General features: G+C 56.5%; 17 protein-coding genes. 8 read left to right on the plus strand and 9 right to left on the minus strand.

What is annotated here, in order from left to right:
• Window positions 1-2: 2 nt before the first annotated feature.
• Window positions 3-629, minus strand: a complete 627-nt coding sequence (locus tag ACR0EO_RS09865; protein ID WP_480689372.1) for a J domain-containing protein — start codon at window positions 627-629, stop codon at window positions 3-5.
• Window positions 630-736: 107 nt separating this feature from the next.
• On the opposite strand from ACR0EO_RS09865, the gene ACR0EO_RS09870 reads away from it, so the two are divergent.
• Both ACR0EO_RS09870 and ACR0EO_RS09875 read left to right on the plus strand, forming a co-directional pair.
• Window positions 737-991, plus strand: a complete 255-nt coding sequence (locus tag ACR0EO_RS09870) for a BolA family protein (RefSeq protein WP_480689374.1) — start codon at window positions 737-739, stop codon at window positions 989-991.
• A gap of 79 nt (window positions 992-1070) precedes the next feature.
• Window positions 1071-1358 (plus strand): hypothetical protein, encoded by a 288-nt coding sequence (locus ACR0EO_RS09875; protein ID WP_480689376.1) that lies wholly within the window; start codon window positions 1071-1073, stop codon window positions 1356-1358.
• Window positions 1359-1392: 34 nt separating this feature from the next.
• Here the strand turns inward: ACR0EO_RS09875 and ACR0EO_RS09880 are convergent, their stop codons facing one another.
• The 5 genes from ACR0EO_RS09880 to pepN form a co-directional block, all read right to left on the minus strand.
• Window positions 1393-1803, minus strand: coding sequence for a DUF4177 domain-containing protein (locus tag ACR0EO_RS09880; protein ID WP_480689378.1), 411 nt, complete (start codon window positions 1801-1803; stop codon window positions 1393-1395).
• Window positions 1804-1977: 174 nt separating this feature from the next.
• Entirely contained in the window at window positions 1978-3489 is a 1512-nt protein-coding gene (gene gatB, locus ACR0EO_RS09885) for an Asp-tRNA(Asn)/Glu-tRNA(Gln) amidotransferase subunit GatB (RefSeq protein ID WP_480689380.1), read from the minus strand.
• Between the two features lie 70 nt (window positions 3490-3559).
• Window positions 3560-4819, minus strand: coding sequence for a hypothetical protein (locus ACR0EO_RS09890; protein WP_480689382.1), 1260 nt, complete (start codon window positions 4817-4819; stop codon window positions 3560-3562).
• Window positions 4820-4950: 131 nt separating this feature from the next.
• Window positions 4951-5379, minus strand: coding sequence for a hypothetical protein (locus ACR0EO_RS09895; RefSeq protein WP_480689384.1), 429 nt, complete (start codon window positions 5377-5379; stop codon window positions 4951-4953).
• The gene (gene pepN / locus ACR0EO_RS09900; protein WP_480689386.1) at window positions 5376-7928 is read right to left on the minus strand and encodes an aminopeptidase N; all 2553 of its coding nucleotides are present in this window, start codon (window positions 7926-7928) and stop codon (window positions 5376-5378) included. Before pepN ends, ACR0EO_RS09895 begins: the two co-directional genes overlap by 4 nt.
• A 217-nt stretch (window positions 7929-8145) precedes the next feature.
• Here pepN and ACR0EO_RS09905 point away from each other — a divergent pair, with 217 nt between their 5' ends.
• The 3 genes from ACR0EO_RS09905 (at window position 8146) to ACR0EO_RS09915 (ending at window position 11737) form a co-directional block, all read left to right on the plus strand.
• Window positions 8146-10278, plus strand: a complete 2133-nt coding sequence (locus ACR0EO_RS09905) for a malate synthase G (RefSeq protein ID WP_480689388.1) — start codon at window positions 8146-8148, stop codon at window positions 10276-10278.
• A gap of 25 nt (window positions 10279-10303) precedes the next feature.
• Window positions 10304-10729 (plus strand): GlcG/HbpS family heme-binding protein, encoded by a 426-nt coding sequence (locus ACR0EO_RS09910; protein WP_480689390.1) that lies wholly within the window; start codon window positions 10304-10306, stop codon window positions 10727-10729.
• Window positions 10730-10957: 228 nt separating this feature from the next.
• Window positions 10958-11737 (plus strand): gamma-glutamyl-gamma-aminobutyrate hydrolase family protein, encoded by a 780-nt coding sequence (locus ACR0EO_RS09915; protein ID WP_480689392.1) that lies wholly within the window; start codon window positions 10958-10960, stop codon window positions 11735-11737.
• Window positions 11738-11783: 46 nt separating this feature from the next.
• Here ACR0EO_RS09915 and ACR0EO_RS09920 read toward each other — a convergent pair whose 3' ends face one another.
• Both ACR0EO_RS09920 and ACR0EO_RS09925 read right to left on the minus strand, forming a co-directional pair.
• A complete protein-coding gene (locus ACR0EO_RS09920; RefSeq protein WP_480689394.1) occupies window positions 11784-14024 on the minus strand; it encodes a xanthine dehydrogenase family protein molybdopterin-binding subunit in 2241 nt (746 codons plus the stop codon).
• A gap of 3 nt (window positions 14025-14027) precedes the next feature.
• Window positions 14028-14492: a (2Fe-2S)-binding protein gene (locus ACR0EO_RS09925; protein ID WP_480689396.1), complete on the minus strand. Its 465-nt coding sequence runs from the start codon at window positions 14490-14492 to the stop codon at window positions 14028-14030.
• A gap of 98 nt (window positions 14493-14590) precedes the next feature.
• Between ACR0EO_RS09925 and ACR0EO_RS09930 the strand changes: the two genes are divergently transcribed.
• Window positions 14591-15169, plus strand: a complete 579-nt coding sequence (locus ACR0EO_RS09930; RefSeq protein ID WP_480689398.1) for a TetR/AcrR family transcriptional regulator — start codon at window positions 14591-14593, stop codon at window positions 15167-15169.
• Here ACR0EO_RS09930 and kynU read toward each other — a convergent pair.
• Window positions 15162-16355, minus strand: a complete 1194-nt coding sequence (gene kynU, locus ACR0EO_RS09935; protein ID WP_480689399.1) for a kynureninase — start codon at window positions 16353-16355, stop codon at window positions 15162-15164. The two genes, ACR0EO_RS09930 and kynU, sit on opposite strands and share 8 nt — an antisense overlap.
• Before the next feature lie 217 nt (window positions 16356-16572).
• Between kynU and ACR0EO_RS09940 the strand changes: the two genes are divergently transcribed.
• On the plus strand, window positions 16573-17022 hold the full coding sequence (locus tag ACR0EO_RS09940; RefSeq protein ID WP_480689401.1) for a methyltransferase family protein: 450 nt from the start codon (window positions 16573-16575) through the stop codon (window positions 17020-17022).
• A gap of 131 nt (window positions 17023-17153) precedes the next feature.
• Window positions 17154-18725 carry a Re/Si-specific NAD(P)(+) transhydrogenase subunit alpha gene (locus ACR0EO_RS09945; RefSeq protein ID WP_480689403.1) on the plus strand — a complete coding sequence of 524 codons (1572 nt, stop codon included), beginning with the start codon at window positions 17154-17156 and terminating at the stop codon, window positions 18723-18725.
• Window positions 18726-18735: the final 10 nt, after the last annotated feature.

Consider the following 18735-nt stretch of genomic DNA (forward strand, 5'->3'; position numbering starts at 1 on the left):
GACTATTTGAAGTTCCGGCTGTCTTTGATCTGATCCCATGCCCAAACGACTTCTTGCAGCTGCTCTTCTTGTGAGCGGTCGCCGCCGTTCATATCGGGATGCAATACCTTGATCAGCTTTTTGTAAGCCTTACGCACCTCGGCCTTTGACCAGCTGTCGTTGGCCTCGAGAATTTCGATCGCGCGGCGTTCAGTAGGGGGCAGGCGACGGCCTCCACCACCCGAAGTACGACCCTTGTTCTGTGTGCTGTTTGCACCCAGTACCTGATGCGGGTCTTCAATGCCCAGACGCGCCCATGCGCGGGCCTCGGGGTCGCCCATGGGTTTTGTTTCACGCTCCCACACTTTGTCCTTTGACCGCTGCGCGTTCAGCTCGGCCTCAGTCGTGCCGTCGAAGAAGTTCCATTTCTGGTTATACTCACGCACGTGCTGTTGGCAGAACCAGAAGAAATCATCCAACACATCCGGCGCTTTGGGGGCACGGAACTTTCCGGGCTCATCGCAACCTTCGTGGTCGCAAATGCGTACAGAGGTCTCAGACGCACCGGACATTCCCCGGCGACCACGCGGGTTCTTTTTCTTGGCGCTGGAGACGGACATATCGAATCCAAAGGGGTCTGATTTCGTCATGCTGTGATCCTTAAGAACGCATCTTCTCGACTCGGAGGCAGCAGTTTAATCTAAGCAGCCGAAAGTAGAAGAGGGGGGCAGCAAAAATTTTGCTGCTGAGCGAAAAAATGACCGTTACCGACGAGATCCGAACCCGACTGCAAGCCGCCTTTGAGCCGCGCGAACTTGAAGTTGTTGATGACAGCGAAAGCCACCGAGGTCACGCGGGCTATCAGGATGGCGGCGAAAGCCATTTCAACGTACGTATTCGTGCCAGCGCGTTCGAGGGTCAATCCCGTGTCGCCCGCCACCGTGCGGTTCACGAAGCGTTGGGAGATATCGTTCCACGCATTCATGCGCTGGCCTTGGATATCGGAGTGTAACCTTCGCATAGCCTGCTGTCATGAAGGCCCAGATATTCACCGTCTTCTGCGTGCTTGTCTACGTCGCGACGGCCAGCTTTTGGTTTGGGAACGCCCTGAAGCCATTGGCGCTACTTACGCTGAATGGAAGCGGGAGCAAGTTGTTGAAAGCTTTGGCGCGCAACAAGAGTTCAACAATTCATTTCACGCGTCACTGCACGAAGCGCCTAACGACTGGCAGTTTTTTCTGCACGGGGCCGCACTCAAGGATTGTGTGCCGTATGGATGGAGCTACCGCCGCATGGGGTATTACGAGATCCCACCGAACGTTGCGATCAATGTAGTGCCGGGGGATTGGCTCCGGCAGTGCGGCATCGAACGGGAATGAATACCTTTTGCGATCTGGCGCAATGATGAGGTGACTAGTCTGAACGGCTTGGCGGGGTGTCGATCTCAGTGCCTTTCAAAGACAAAGGCGGATCTTCTGGTTCCGCTGCGATTGGGGCGGGAGCAACAACTTTGTCAGGCCCGGGGATTGGTTGAGCTGTTACCGTTTCTTCGACTTGTTGCTCAACGGCCGTCGCTAAAGCGGATTCCGTTTCAACCTCGCGGCGGAAAACCAGGACATTGCGCCAGTTCACGGTCGATCCGGTCAACCCCGATCGCTCCTCACTGGGTAATAACTCCGCGCGCTGGTATTCCCAGCCATCCTGACCCATTTGGTTAAGAACCTGTTCGAACGACACGGCAAACCGGTCTTCGGCAGTTTTAGCACGCTTGGCCTTGGTGCCTTTTTGCGGGGCGGGGACGACTTTGTATTCGTAGCGCTGCATCAGATCTTCCTGGTTGCCGATTGAGGCAATCTAACATGTTGGGGATTTTGGGAAAGTCATCATCGTGCGCCCGCTGAAATTCGCCATTTCTGTTGCGAAGACCCCTCGTGCGCCACAAAAAAAGGCAGAGGTTTCAAAAACCTCTGCCTTTTTTTGTTCAATGGTAATGTTTTCTTACGAGCCCAGCTTTTTGCTGACCAGTTCATTCACGGCCTTCGGGTTGGCCTTGCCACCGGTGGCCTTCATCACCTGACCGACAAACCATCCCGCCAGTTTCGGGTTCACCTTGGCCTTTTCGACCTGCGCCGGGTTGGCGGCGATGATCTCGTCCAGCGCGGATTCGATAGCACCGGTATCCGTTACTTGTTTCATGCCGCGATCTTCGACGATCTGAGCCGGGTCACCGCCTTCGGTGTAAACGATCTCGAACAGGTCTTTGGCGATCTTGCCCGAGATAGCGTCAGAAGAAATCAGGTCGATGATCCCACCCAGTTGTGCAGGCGAAACTGGCGACTCCGTGATGTCATGGTCTTCTTTCTTCAAGCGGCCAAACAGTTCGTTGATGACCCAGTTCGCAGCCAGCTTACCGTTGCGACCCCCAGCGACCTCTTCGAAATACGCTGCCGATTCCACCTCGGCTGTCAGCACCGACGCGTCATAGTCGGTCAGGCCGAATTCGCTGATAAAGCGCGCTTTCTTACCGTCCGGCAGTTCGGGCAGTTTGGCGGCGATATCGTCCACCCATGCCTGCTCGATCTCCAGCGGCAGGAGGTCGGGGTCGGGGAAATAGCGATAGTCGTGCGCTTCTTCTTTGGAACGCATCGAACGGGTCTCGCCCTTGTCCGGATCGTACAGGCGGGTTTCCTGATCGACCTTGCCGCCACCTTCGACGATGGCGATCTGACGGCGGGCTTCAACTTCGATCGCTTGCTGAATAAAGCGCATCGAGTTCATGTTCTTGATTTCGCAGCGTGTGCCCAGATGCGAGAAATCCTGCGTTTCTTGGTACTTCTCGTACGCACCGGGCAAGCAGATCGAAACGTTCACGTCTGCGCGCAGGTTGCCGTTCTGCATGTTGCCATCGCAGGTGCCCAAGTAACGCATGATCTGGCGCAGCTTGGCGATATAAGCGGCCGCTTCTTCCGGCCCACGGATGTCGGGGCGGGATACGATCTCCATCAGGCAGACGCCGGTCCGGTTAAGGTCGACGAAAGACATATGGGGGTCCATGTCGTGGATCGATTTGCCCGCGTCCTGTTCCATGTGGATGCGCTCGATGCGGACCATGCGCGCAGTGCCGTCACCCATCTCGACCAGCACTTCACCTTCGCCCACGATGGGGTGGTACAGCTGGGAAATCTGATAGCCCTGCGGCAGGTCAGGGTAGAAATAGTTTTTGCGGTCAAAGGCTGATTTCAGGTTGATATCCGCCTTTAGGCCCAGACCGGTACGCACGGCCTGTTCAACGCAGTACTCGTTGATCACTGGCAACATTCCCGGCATCGCCGCGTCCACAAACGCCACGTTCGAGTTCGGCTCGGCCCCAAATTGGGTCGATGCGCCCGAGAACAGCTTGGCATTGGATGAGACCTGAGCGTGAACCTCCATCCCGATCACCAGTTCCCAATCGTGCTTGGCCCCGGCAATGGTTTTGATTTTCGGCATTTCGTATGTCAGGTCGAGCATGGCGCGCCTCATTTCCGCAGAAGTCTAAGCCTGCGTATTAGGCCCGGCAGGGGCTAGGGGCAAGGGGGAATCAGTTCTCGGACAGGCGCAGACCCGATGGGGTAAAGGTTACGTCAGTGCCATTGCGCAATTCATCACGAAACAGATCACGGATTGCGCGTAATGCGCAGCGTTGCCCGCGTGCGGCAAACCGCTCGGGTGAGTTGATGCGGACCGAGTTGTTGAAACCATTTGCGGCATGCGCCCAGATCAATGGGTGCAATTCGGTCAAGTGGTCTCGGATCAGCCAATTCGCTGCGTCCTGAATCTGTGTTCGCACCAGATCTGCTTTTTCGTTCACCCCAAAGCCGTTTTGGATCGTGGTCGCACAATAAGCTGACAAGGTGTTGACGGTTTGCTGGTCTGGGCGTCGCTTCAGAATGTCGTGCAAACCTTCCAAAAAGTACTCAACGTCCAGTCGTGCGCAGGCTTCTTCATCTAAAGCGATAGCATCGAACTGCACCCAAGTATAACCGCCAGCGCCCCAAATATCATGGGTTCGCGATGCGTTACGCAACGCATGAAGCTCCAGCTCATCATAGCTGCCGAACCAACGCGGAAGTAAATGCGTTCCCATGGCGCGCATATGGCGTTGGTTATGAGGGTCCAGCGTGATGAGCCGCTCGTATTCATCTGCAACACGATGATTGGATTTGCGTTGCCCGGCGATAAGTGCGCAATGCGCGGCCGCTATCAAGGGGCTGTCAGGCATTGCGTCACGGCACGTGGGCAAAAGGGCTGCGGCTCTGTCAAAATGAGCCGCACACCGCGACCGATGCAGTGGCGGAAGAGTTGCGTCCGTGGCGTTGCCGCGCCATGCCCAGGCCAAATCGATATGAGTCAGGGCAACAACCAGCGCGATCATAGGATCATCTGGGTGGGCCCGCATTTCGTCCTCGAGTTCCGAAATTCCACCCAGCAGATCATACTCGGACAGGGCGTGTCCGTCGGACAACGCATGTTCGACTGCCAATACCACATCAGAGCGCGCACCGAAGGCCAACAAATCCGCGATCGGCGTTCCGTCCGGAGCCGTTTCGCGTGCGGCGTCTGCGTCCTGCATGACACGTGACAATTCAGCCCAGCGATCCTGACGGGCCAAACTGCGGCCGTGTTCAATTGTATCGCGGCCAACCAGATCCTCGGCATTGATAGAGGCCAAAGGAATGTTGAGCTGCCCTTGTTCGGGCAAAGCGCTCGCCATTGCGCGGTCAGCCGCGCTTAGGTCGGGATCGGGGTTACTGAGGTTGGCGGGCGAAGAGGCTCTTCGCGCCTTTAGGAACCAAAACATGGTAAAACTCGGAACTGTAAACAACTGGCAACTGGCCTAAAAGACTGGACGAAAATCGCGCCAAATTCAAGCTTTTTGCCGATACGGGTTGCCTGATTGAAGTGTAGTAATGAGTGTGATGCGGAATTGTTTCAGAAAACGGTGAAATGATGCCGCTCAACCCTCAGTCCTGAATTCTGCAACGCCTTCTCGAACGTTTCGTGCGGCGGAGTTGATTCATCAGGCAGGCGAATCCGTTTACCCGAAGCCAAAACCAGCGAAACTCGAACTGAAAAGTCCCAACGTGTATCGAAACGGACGAAGTCTATGTCCGTCTTATCAACTTCACCCTCTCTCCCACCTGAGAACCAGCTCAGCTTATCAGTATCAATTGATATCCCCGCTTTTGTCCCCTGCAAAAAGTCCCACAGGGCCGGTAGGGTGGCCAATGCCAACGGTGCAATGATCCACCACACTGCGTCAAACAAGGCGACCAAAGCGACCAGCGCCGCGTAGACGCTGATCAGTATCAAGGCAGTCCGAGGCGTTCGGTTCTGACGGGCAAAGCTATAGGATGTCATGCGCCGAGGATACGAGACACCATTTCCGTTGTATCCCGTGACAGGTTCGGTGTCTCCAAGATGCGGGTCAATTGATCACGTACCAAGTTCTGGCGATTGGCGTCATAGCGTTTCCACGTTTGGAAAGCTGAACACATCCTCGCGGTGGTCTGCGGGTTGACCGGATCCAATCGGATCAACCAGTCGGCCAAAAGTTCATATCCAGCCCCGTCAGCGCGGTGGAACCCTGCATGATTCATGGCAAGCGCGCCCATGACCGAACGGAAACGGTTTGGGTTTTTCCAATTGAAATCAGCATGCTCTGTGAGCGCGCGTGCGACGTCAGCTGTGGCCCCGGGTGCGGCCATTGCAACCTGCAGGCCAAACCACTTATCCATAACCAACCGATCATGCTGCCATTGGTCGTAGAACGCCGCCAGTTCCTCTTGTCCCTTGCCTGCGCGCAGCAGACAAGACAGGGCGGTGAGCTGGCGCGTCATGTTGTCGGCTGCAGCATATTCCTTGGCAGCTTCAGCGCCGCCATCCAGACGAGACGTCAGAGACAGGGCTGCTCCGCCAAGCGAACGTTTTCCCGCTTGATCAGCATCAGGGCTGAAGGGCGCATCAATCAGAGTTTCACTGTGCAGCCGAGGCAATAGGTCCTGAACGTGTTGCGCAGTAGCCTGCCGAAGGGTTTCTACTGCAGTCCAGATTGCCATTGGGTCCGGTGTTTCGCCGGTTTCTGAAAGCTCTGCAGCCAGTTCGGATTGGGTCGGTAAGCCCAGCATCAGCGAACGATATGCCGGATCGAGGTTACCATCGCGTAATACGGCCAAAATGCCGTCGAGATAATCGGCGTCTGGCGACGCATCTTCGCGGATCATGCGCAGCAAAGTGTCCTGCGCCAATGATCGCCCCGCCTGCCAACGATTGAAGGGGTCGGTGTCGTGGGCCAGTAAAAACGCTCGCTCAGAGTTCGAGGGATCGTGCTCTAGAATAACTGGTGCAGAGAAATCGCGCAGGATCGAGGCAACGGGTTTGGCTGCGAGTCCAGTGAACTCAAAGCTCTGCTCAGCCTCTGTCAGTTCAAGAACCTCGGTCGCGCGCACTTCATCCCCGTTTTGGCCCAACAGTCCAACGGCCACCGGTATCACTTGCGGCTGCTTCTGAGATTGGCCGGGGGTTGGCTCCGTACGCTGGGATAACGTCAACGTGTAGGTTCCGTCTGTCCAATCTTCGGCTACCGTGACGCGGGGTGTCCCCGATTGGCTGTACCAGCGTTTGAACTGAGTAAGATCGCGGCCGGTAGTGTCCTCGAACACTGCGATCCAATCTTCGATGGTGCATGCCTGACCATCATGACGGTCGAAGTACAAATCCAGTGCTTTGGAATACGCTTCATCCCCAACCAGTCGTTTCAACATGCCGATCACCTCGGCACCTTTCTCATAGACCGTTGCAGTGTAGAAGTTATTGATTTCCTGAAAGCTCTCGGGCCGGACCGGGTGCGAAAGCGGGCCGTTGTCTTCGGGGAATTGCCGTGCACGCAGGTCGATTGCATCGTGGATGCGTTTAACGGGGGCCGAGCGCATGTCGGAGGTAAACTGCGCATCGCGGAACACAGTCAAACCCTCTTTTAGACACAGTTGGAACCAGTCGCGACAGGTGATGCGGTTGCCGGTCCAGTTGTGGAAATACTCATGCGCGATGATCGCTTCGATCCGTTCGAAGTTCGCATCGGTCGAGGTTTCCGGGCTGGCCAAAACAGCCGAGGAATTGAAGATGTTCAATCCCTTATTCTCCATCGCACCCATGTTGAAATCATCTACGGCGACGATGTTGAAAACATCCAGATCGTATTCACGACCATAGACGTCCTCGTCCCATTTCATCGACTTTTTCAGGGCTTCCATGCCAAATGCGCATTTACCCTCATCGCCGGGACGTACCCAGAGGTTTAGCTCGACATCGCGGCCCGACATGGTGGTGAACTGACCGGAATGGGCGATCAGGTCGCCTGCGACCAACGCGAACAGGTAGGCCGGCTTCGGCCACGGATCGGTCCATTCCGCCCAGCCTTCGCCTTTGCCCGAGGGGTTGCCGTTTGACAGCAGCACGGGCAGGTCGCCGTTGATGCGCACGGTGAAGGTGGACATCACGTCGGGGCGGTCGGGGTAGAAGGTGATCTTGCGAAAACCCTCCGCCTCACATTGGGTGCAGTACATGCCGTTCGACATATAAAGCCCTTCAAGCGCGGTGTTGTTGCCCGGATCGATCTCGACCTCGGCCTCCCACACAAATGGCCCGTCCGGAGCATCGGCAGTCAAGCCTTTGTCAGTCACTTCGGGTGTGATTTCGGTTCCATCAATGGCCGCCCTGAGCAAAGTCAGATCTTCACCGTGCAGAAAGAAGGTGCGGTCGGTGGCATCGGGGTTCGGCCGAAAGGCGATACGAGAGGTTACACGGGTAGCGTGCGCGGCCAAATCAAAGGTCAGGTGTACGCTGTCCACCAGATACCCAAAGGGTGTGTAGTCATTCAGATAGATCGTGGTGGGGGCAGCGTCGCGCATCGGGGGCCTCGCATCGATTTGTTTCTGGCGCGACGTTATGAGCAACGGGGCAGGGCTGCAAGCAGCGTACAGAAGGCCATGCGATCTTCTTGGGGTTTTTGAAACTGCCTTTGGCAAATCCGGAAGCAAGTGACGTTGCTGTAGAAGTTGCCTATCGGAAACTTTCGCCCTAACTGATGATCGCATACAACGGCACACAAATGCGGAGAATCGGATAATGAGCGGCAGAGAAACTCGGAGCGGGTTGCAGGTGGCCAGCGAGCTGGCGGACTTCATCGAAAACCGGGCACTGCCGGGCACCGGTGTTGAGGCCAACGCCTTCTGGGCAGGTCTTGCAAAAATGGTAGAAGAGCTTGGGCCGAAGAACCGCGATTTTCTGGCCAAACGTGCTGATATTCAAAGCCGCATTGATGGCTGGCACCTGGAGCGGGCAGGGCAGCCCGCGGATGCCGCCGAGTACGAGGCGTTCCTGCGCGAGATCGGCTATCTGGTCGAAGAAGGCTCGGACTTCGAAATCGAAACCGCAAATGTCGACCCCGAGATCGCTTTGACCCCAGGTCCGCAGTTGGTTGTTCCGATCACTAACGCACGCTTCGCACTTAACGCGGCGAATGCTCGCTGGGGCAGCTTGTATGACGCCCTCTATGGCACCGACGCGATGGGCGATCTGCCTGCCGGTGGAGGCTATGATGCAGAACGCGGGGCGCGGGTGATTGCGTGGGCCAAGGCGTTCCTCGACGACGCCGTTCCATTGGCGAGCGGGTCGTGGGCAGACGTTACAAACCTGCGTGTAGAAGCGGGCGCATTGGTGCCCGCGCTGGCGGAGGCGTCCAGTTTCGTGGGCTACGGCGGCCCGGCTGAAAAGCCCGAGTTCGTCCTGCTGAAGAACAACGGCCTACACATCCAGATCATGATCGACCCAATCAGTGCGATCGGCGCGACAGACCCGGCCAACATCTCGGACCTGCGTATGGAATCGGCTCTGTCCACGATCATGGATTGTGAAGACTCGGTTGCCTGCGTGGATGCCGCCGACAAGGTTGTGGCCTATGGTAACTGGCTGGGCCTGATGAAAGGTGACCTGACCGAAGAGGTTCACAAATCCGGCAAAACCTTCACCCGCAGGCTGTCTGGCGATCTGGCCTACACCGGTGCAGATGGCGTGGACGCGACCCTGAAAGGCCGCTCGCTGATGTTGGTGCGCAACGTGGGTCACCTGATGACAAACCCGGCCGTTCTCGACGCAGAAGGCAATGAGATCGGTGAGGGCCTGATGGATGCGCTCTGCACCACTTTGATCGCCATGCATGATCTTGCGCGAGCAGGCGGGAACTCGGTCACCGGATCGGTTTATGTGGTGAAGCCCAAGATGCATGGCCCGGCAGAGGTCGCGTTCTCGGTCGAGATATTCGACATGGTCGAAGATATCCTCGGCCTGCCGCGCAACACAGTGAAACTGGGCATCATGGATGAGGAACGCCGCACCTCGGCGAACCTAAAGGAGTGCATCCGTGCCGCGAAATCGCGTGTGGCCTTCATCAATACTGGCTTTCTTGATCGCACGGGCGACGAAATCCATACCTCGATGGAGGCAGGCCCGATGTTGCCGAAGGGTGACATCAAGAATACCCCGTGGATTGCGTCTTACGAAGACCGCAACGTCGATATCGGTCTGGCTTGTGGCCTGAAGGGCAAGGCTCAGATCGGTAAAGGCATGTGGGCGATGCCCGACCGGATGGGCGATATGCTGGACGCCAAGATCGGCCACCCGCAATCCGGTGCCACCTGTGCTTGGGTGCCGTCGCCAACCGCCGCGACCTTGCACGCAACGCACTACCACAAGATCGACGTTCTGGCCCGTCAGGATGAACTGGCCGCTGGCGGAGCGCGAGGCACACTTGAGGATCTGCTGACAGTTCCGCTACTGGGCGGCCGCAACCTGAGTGATGATGAAATTACCCGCGAGATTGAAAACAACGCGCAGGGTATCCTTGGATATGTTGTGCGCTGGGTCGACCAGGGTGTTGGATGCTCGAAAGTACCGGACCTGAACGATATCGGTCTGATGGAAGACCGCGCAACGTGTCGGATTTCCAGCCAAGCGTTGGCCAACTGGTTGCATCATGATGTTGTCACCGAAGAACAGGTGATGGCCGGGATGCAAAAGATGGCCGCGGTGGTGGACCGCCAGAACGAAGGTGATCCCGCGTATCGTCCTATGGCGCCCGGCTTTGACGGTATCGCCTTTCAAGCGGCGTGTGATCTGGTATTCAAAGGTCGCGTGCAGCCATCTGGCTATACCGAGCCGGTTTTGCATGCCCGACGTCTGGAATTGAAAGCCAGCCTTTAACTACCTCAGAATGTTAGGACACGACATGGCAATCGCTCTGCGTAAAGCCCGCACCATCATCCGCAAAGCCCTTGAGAAGGGGCGCGAGATGGATCTGAAACCTCTCTCCGTCGTTGTGCTGGACGCTGGTGGTCACGTCATTGCGTTTGAACGCGAAGATGGTGCTGCGCCTGGACGCTTTGCGATTGCTCAGGGTAAGGCCTACGGTGCCGTTATGCTTGGAATGGCAGGTACCGCGCAGATGCAACGGGCTGAAGCGCAGGCCTACTTCATGGCTGCAGTTAACGGTGTTTACGGTGGTCAGGTCGTGCCAGTGCCGGGTGGTGTTCTTCTGCGCGACAAGAAAGGCGCCGTGATTGGCGCCGTCGGCGTAACCGGTGACACATCGGACAATGATGCTATTGCGGCAATGGCCGGAATTGAGGCCGCAGGCCTGATCGGTGAAATCTGATCCGTTAACATATCGAAGAGCCACTATGGCTCTTCGATACCAAACAGTGTTGACCGAGCGCTGCGCAAAAGGGCAGTGAGTGGCATGACGCATCAATGCGAGTGCATCGGCCGGCATGTGCAGCATTGAACAAGTACTTGCGCTGACACACAGGGCTTGTGCTATTGCGCGCCGCAGACGCTGTCGATAGTTTTTCCGAAAGTTCTAGCAACGATTTAGGAAAACAGAATGTCTCGACCCGTCGTCGGTATCATCGGCAACTCGTATTTGATGAATGATGATTATCCGACCCATGCTGGTGGCACGATGAACTCGGACGCCATTGCAAATGTGTCGGGATGTCTGCCGCTGCTGATACCAGCGGACCCGCGCTATGTATCAGTTGATGAGCTGCTGGAAGTCTGTGACGGATTTCTGCTGACTGGTGGGCGCCCAAACGTCCATCCCGAAGAATATGGTGAGCCACCGACAGAAGCTCACGGCGAGTTCGACCGTGCGCGCGATGCCATTACCTTGCCCCTCGTACGATCTTGCGTTGAACGCGGTCAGCCCTTTTTAGGTATCTGCCGGGGTTTTCAAGAAGTCAACGTGGCTATGGGCGGCACACTGTACCCGGAGATCCGCGACCTGCCAGGGCGGATGAACCACCGGATGCCCCCGGATGGCACATTGGAGGAAAAGTTTGCTCTGCGCCATGTGGTAACGCTGACCGACGGCGGAGTGTTCCACCGCCTTATCGGCGCATCCGAAGTGATGACCAACACGTTGCATGGGCAAGGCATCAAGACCGTCGGCCAAGGTGTCGTGATCGACGGTCATGCGCCGGATGGAACGCCAGAGGCTATTTACGTGAAAGATGCCCCCGGTTTCACGCTGTCAGTGCAATGGCACCCGGAATGGGACGCGGTGAACGATCCAGTATCTCGTCCCATTTTCGAGGCGTTTGGTACGGCAGTTCACGATTGGGCAGCAGGGACAAACACTCGTCTCGTTTCACAGACGGCGTAATTTTCGCGCCGGCCCGAGAGAGAGGGACCGGACCGGCGCAGCGCGATCAGACCAGCAGGTTAAACTGGTTGATCAGCGGCAGGCTTCGCGCGCGTTCACCCGTCAGGTCGAACAACGCGTTTCCAAGAGCAGGCATCGAGGGGGGAGTACCTGGCTCACCCGCGCCGCCAAGATGGCGGTTGGTTTCCAGTACGCGCACTTCGACTTGTGGGGCCGTGTGCATACGCATGGCGTCATAGTCAGGGAAATTGAACTGCTCGACTTCTCCTTCGGAGAATGTGATCTCGCCAAAACATGCAGCAGATAAGCCATACATCATCCCACCGAACATCTGCGCTTTGACGTTGTCGGGGTCCAGTGCAAGACCCATGTCGCACGCGATCCAGGCTTTGTTGATGCGGATCGTGCCGTCTTCATCCACAACTTCGATGACTTGCGCCACTGGCGTTCCAAAGCTGTAGGTCAGGGCGACACCGCGTCCTACTCCCGCAGGTGTTTGGCCTGTCCAGCCTGACATCTCGCGAACCGCTTCGAGACAACCTGCCGAAGGGGCGTGTTCGGTCTTGGCCAGTTCTAACCGGAATTCCAGCGGATCACGCCCGGCGGCATGGGCCATCTCATCCATAAAGGTCTCGTGGAAAAAGCCGTTGTGACTGTTGCCAACCGAGCGCCAGAAGCCCACGGGAACGTCTAGGTTCGCCACATGGCCACTCATGCGATAGTTCTGAACGGCATAAGGTTGGTTAAAGAAGCCTTCGACCAACACTTTGTCAGGACCCGCGCCTTGGAAGCCCGTATAGCGTCCAACTGCCTGTTGCGTCGGCGATTGTGACGCAACTTTTCCGTCGATCAGCACAGCCTTGCCGTCTTTGATCGCACCGCGCATCCGAGCCATCGCACCGGGGCGATAGTAATCGTGGCGCATATCCTCTTCGCGGCTCCACGTCGTTTGAACCGGAACTCCCGGCATGGTCATGGCAACCTTGGTTGCGATTTCGCCGAAATCCAGTTCTCCTCTCCTGCCAAACCCACCGCCGAGGTAAGTCGTGTGGATCTGAACCGCCTCGGTTTCGAGGTTGGCGACGTTGGCCACACGCATCTGGATGAGGGTAGGTGCCTGGTTTCCGCACCACAGCTCAAGCGCGTTGCCGGTAAACAAGGCAGTCGCGTTCATGGGTTCCATTGTGGCGTGGGCCAGATACGGAACTTTGTATTCAGCGGTTATTTCACTGGCGCCATCCGGCAAGACACTGACATCGCCGTCGTCGCGCATTGTTGAGTTCGGCGCGTCATCGAAAGCTTTCGCAATCTCTGCAAAAATTGCGTCTGTCTCAGGCGGGTAGGGCGCGTCACCCCAATCGACGTCAATGGCTTCAACAGCTTGGTTGGCGAGCCAAGTGTTGTTGGCGATCACCGCAACACCAGTGCCCAAATCCACAACTTTTTCCACGCCTGGCATTTCTTTGGCGGCGCTGTCGTCAAAGCCGTTCATGGCGCCACCCAGTTTAGGGTTCATTCTTACGCTGGCAAACTTCATTCCCGGCAGACGCACATCAACACCGAACTCGGCGGTGCCGGTAACTTTGCCGGCCATATCTAAACGCGGTTGTGTCTGACCCAAATAGCGCCATTTTGATGGGTCACGCAGAGGAACCTCGACCGGGTCAAGCTTGGCGGCTTCCACGGCAAGGTCGGTGTAAGGGATTTTGTCTCCGTTCGGAGCAACGACATGGCCCGACGCCGTGCTCAGTTCTCGCGGGTCGACGCCAAGGCGGGTAGCGGCCGCCCGTTTCAGGGTTTCACGGGCTGAGGCTCCGGCCTTACGCATCCGCTCAAAACCGTCCTTCATCGAGGTCGAGCCGCCTGTGACCTGAAGGCTAAGTGTTCGTCCGAGTACGCCAAGGGCTTCGCCCAGATTGTGCTGGAAGTCCGAGATGTCATAGCCCTTGTTTGGCAGGCTTTCTCCCATCAGGGCCGAGTTGTAGTAAGCCGCTGCAGCAGGCCCGTGCAGAACGTTGATCTGGTCTAGGTCAACGTCCAGTTCTTCGGCGATCAGGGCAGCCCATGTTGTTTTGACGCCTTGACCCATCTCGGCGCGTGGAGCGAACAAAGTCACGCCATTCTGGTCGATGAGAACAAACGGGCTGAGGGCAGTCTCGCCTTCACGCGGTTTTAGCGGATTGGCGGCAGGTCGGCTCACGTAATAAGCGCCAAAGGCCACGCCGCCAACAATGGCTGCCGATCCGATCAAGAATGTACGGCGGAGGATTTTACCAACAGATGCCATCGGTTAGGCCTCCTTCAACTTGGAAGCTGCGTCCTGAATTGCAGCTCGGATTCGAGGGTACGTACCGCACCGGCACAGATTTCCCTGCATCGCGTCGTCAATGTCTTCGTCCGAGGGGTCGGGGTTTTCCGCGAGCAGCGCAGCCGCTTGCATGATCTGACCAGACTGGCAGTATCCGCATTGTGCGACCTGGTGATCGACCCAAGCCTTTTGAATCGTGGCCAGAGAGTCAGGGGCGCCGATGCCTTCGATTGTTGTCACATCGCCCCAAACGTCTGACAGAGCAACCTGGCAAGAGCGCACTGCCTCGCCATCGATGTGGACCGTGCATGCGCCGCAGGCAGCAACGCCGCAGCCAAACTTGGTTCCGGTCAGGCCAACTTCGTCCCTCAGAACCCACAGCAATGGTACATCATCGGGCAGATCGATCTGGTGGGATGTTCCGTTGACTTTTAAGTTGGTCGCCATGGCGCACCTCTCTTGGCTGTGGCTGGTTTCTGACATAAATAGCGCAAAGTGTCAGTCTGTCAATTGACAAAATATACAATTAATGTCAGAGGTGCGGCATGAATGATGTAATTGATGATCCGCGGCAAAAGGCGATATTAGCTTCGGCCTTTCAGGCGTTTTCCGCGTATGGCTTTAGAAAAACCTCGATGGACGATATTGCACGTGGCGCGGGTATGTCGCGTCCTGCGGTGTACCTTCATTACAAGAACAAAGAAGCGATCGTCCGTCAGCTGACCCAATTGCATTACCATGAAAAGGTAGGTGCTGTTACAAAGGCCTTGCAAGAAGGGGGCGCGGTTTCCGACGCCGTCAAGCGGGCCATTCACGCTCAGTCCGAGGGTATGGCGGATATCCTTGCGTCCCCGCACGGACTAGAGATGCTCGACACCACCAAATCGATGTCCATCGATATTGTCGAAGAGGGCGAAGGTAAGCTGGCCAGCGTTTATGCCGCTTGGCTAACCCAAGAAAAGGCCGCAGGACGTGTTCGTCTGGCAGGAGAGCCAGACGAGATTGCAAAAACGATCACTGCTGCGCTCAAGGGCATCAAACTTACCGCATCCAACGCCGAAGATTTTGAAACGCGTACTGCGCAATTGGCAAACCTGATCGGTGCGGGGCTCGAGTCTAAGTGACGCGCTGACGAACCATGTATTCTGGCGCGTCCCACAGTTTGTTGGTCATAATGTCAGTTATGATATCTACTGCACGCTCAACGTCCTGAGCGTCGATATACAAGGGCGTAAAGCCAAAACGCATAATGTCCGGCGACCTGAAATCTCCGATCACACCGTGCGCGATCAAGGCCTGCATCGCGGCATATCCCTCATTAAACTTGAACGATACCTGACTACCCCGCTGCTTTGGGTCACGGGGACTGGCCAGTTCTAGTTCGGGGCAAGAAGCTTCGACTTGTTGGATAAACAATTCGGTCAGTTCGATGGACTTTGCGCGGACGTCTGCCATCTCAGCCATATCCCATACATCCATCGCCGCTGATAGCGCGGTCATCTGAATTATCGGAGGCGTGCCCACGCGCATCCGCTCTATGCCTGTACCCGGACGATAATCCAGATCAAAAGCGAACGGTGCTTCGTGCCCCAACCAACCGGACAGCGCTGGGCGTACACGATCTGCCAAATGCGGAGCGACATAGATAAAGGCAGGCGCGCCGGGACCGCCGTTAAGATATTTGTATGTACAGCCCACAGCGAAATCTACATTGCAGCCGGACAGATCCACCGGGATCGCGCCCGCAGAGTGCGCCAGATCCCAAACGGTCACAGTCCCGTTGGCATGCGCGAGTTCGGTCAATGCCTTCATGTCATGTAGCCGGCCGCTGCGATAATCCACTTCGGTCAGCATGAGTACGGCCACGTCTTCGGTGATGTTGTTCTCGACTTCTTCGGGGGCAACAATTCGCAGTTCGTAATCAGGCCCAAGCGAACGAAGCAGCCCGTCGACCATGTAGAGATCTGAGGGGAAGTTGCCGTTGTCTGACAATACGACCTTGCGGTCGGGGCACAGCTCAAGCGCTGAAGCCACCGCCTGATAAACCTTGATGGAAAGGGTGTCTCCTGTCACCACACTTCCCGGCTCGGCGCCGATCAATCGGCCTATGCGATCCCCCAATCCGACAGGCAACGCCATCCAACCGGCTTTGTTCCATCCGGTAATCAGCATCTGTCCCCATTCTTCGACCAGCATGTCATTCACGCGGGTGCCAGCGGCGCTGGGCAGGGGCCCCAACGAGTTGCCATCAAGGTAAATGACGCCTTCTGGCAGATCGAACATTGCTTTGGTTGCACTAAAGTCAGTCATTGGGGGCCTGAAGAAGTTGTTTCGTGACAGTCAGGTGCAAGGGCTAACGGATGCCCGTCTTTGTGTCCATGTTTGACCTTTGAAAACCGCGCGGTGGCTGAGGGCGCAGAATTCGTAACTGCGACTATCTGTTGTTTTGCCATTTTCGGTGGAAAGCGATAGTTGATCGATCAAATGCGACATCGTGCTGCCGATTGTGACTCAAGGGAAAGCTGTCATGCGTAAAATCGACCTTCCTCCTGTCTGGTTGCTGGGCTTTGCTGTTCTGGCATGGTTGCAGGCGCGCTATTTTTCGTTGGGGTTGTCGCTGGACAGTGGTTTCACGGATCTGCTTAGCGGCTTGTTGATCGGAGGCGGGGTGCTTCTTGCTGTGTTGGCCGCCGTTGAGTTTCGCCGTCACAAAACGACGATTATTCCGCACGAAACACCTTCGTCCTTGGTTCAGAGTGGGATTTTCAAGCGCAGCCGCAACCCGATTTACGTTGGCGACATTCTGATCCTCTTAGGGCTGATCCTGCGTTTTGATGCCATTCTGTCTTTGGTTTTGGTTCCGATTTTCGTTTGGGTTTTAGAACGTCGCTTTATCCTGCCTGAAGAAGATCGACTGCGCCGAACGTTCCGCGCTGATTTCGCTCGGTATGAGCAGAAAACGCGACGATGGCTCTGAAGGTTCGTACGGAATGACACCACGTAAAAAATGCTGCACTTGCGAAATAATATTGCGCAAGGTAGATGAAAGATTGAAGAACAATACCGATAACCCGCTCGGCCTGAGCGAATGTTAGGGGGACACTGCCGGTGAAGATAGGCACACCAAAAGAGGTAATGGACGGTGAAAACCGTGTCGCGATGACGCCGGATTCGGCGCGTCAGCTGCAAAAACTTGGCTATGAATGCCTGATCGAGAAAGGCGCCGGTGCTGCTGCGGGTTTTTCTGATGCCTCATACGAAGAGGCTGGAGTTGAGATCGTCAAGACCGCGGCTTCGCTTTGGAAAGCGGCTGATATCGTCGCTAAAGTACGCCAGCCCAATGAGACTGAGCTAAAGCGCCTGACCAAAGGTAAGACGCTGATTTCCTTCTTCAATCCTGCGGGCAACGAAGAAGGCATGGAAATGGCAAAGTCCAAGGGTGCCAACGTGATCGCCATGGAAATGGTGCCGCGTATTTCCCGTGCTCAAAAGATGGACGCGCTGTCGTCGATGGCCAACATTGCCGGTTATCGTGCTGTGATCGAAGCTGGTAATAACTTTGGCCGGTTCTTCACTGGACAGGTGACTGCCGCGGGCAAGGTCCCACCTGCAAAGGTTCTGATCGTTGGTGCCGGTGTGGCTGGTCTGGCGGCAATCGGGACCTCGACTTCGCTGGGTGCGATCACATACGCCTTCGACGTGCGCCCCGAAGTGGCTGAGCAGGTCGAATCTATGGGTGCTGAGTTTGTCTATCTGGACTTCGAAGAGGATCAGCAGGATGGTGCGGCAACCGGCGGCTATGCTTCGGTTCAGTCCGAAGAGTTCCGCAATGCTCAGTTGGCCAAATTCCGTGAGCTCGCTCCGGAAATGGACATCGTTATCACCACCGCATTGATCCCGAACCGCGAAGCGCCTGAGCTTTGGACCAAGGATATGGTCGAAAGCATGAAGCCTGGTTCGGTCATCGTGGACCTTGCTGCGGAAAAGGGCGGTAACTGCAAACTGACCGTGCCGGATGAAAAGATCGTGACCGACAATGGCGTCACCATCATCGGCTATACCGACTTCCCAAGCCGGATGGCGGCTCAGTCTTCGTCTCTGTACGCGACCAACATCCGTCACATGATGACCGACCTGACGCCCGAGAAGGACGGTCAGATCAACCATGACATGGAAGATGACGTGATCCGCGGCGCGACCGTGACCCATGAGGGTGAGATCACCTTCCCACCGCCGCCGCCGAAAGTTCAAGCGATCGCGGCGCAGAAGAAACCGGAAGTCAAAGAACTGACCCCGGAAGAGAAAAAGGCGCAAGAGATCGCGGCGTTCAAGGCGCAAACCAAACAGCAGTTCACGCTGCTGGGTGTTGGTGGCGCGCTGATGCTGTTGATCGGCCTAATTGCTCCGGCCAGCTTCATGCAGCACTTCATCGTGTTTGTGCTGGCGATCTTTGTTGGCTTCCAGGTGATCTGGAACGTCTCGCACAGCTTGCACACGCCTTTGATGGCGATCACCAACGCGATCTCATCGATCATCATCGTTGGGGCGCTGATGCAGATCGGCTCGGGATCCTTCCTCGTCATACTGCTGGCGGCGCTGTCTGTCTTCATGGCCGGGATCAACATCTTCGGTGGCTTCCTCGTAACCCGGCGCATGCTCGCCATGTTCCAGAAATCTTAAGGAGGCCGGG

Source organism: Ruegeria sp. BE9, from assembly GCF_056538765.1.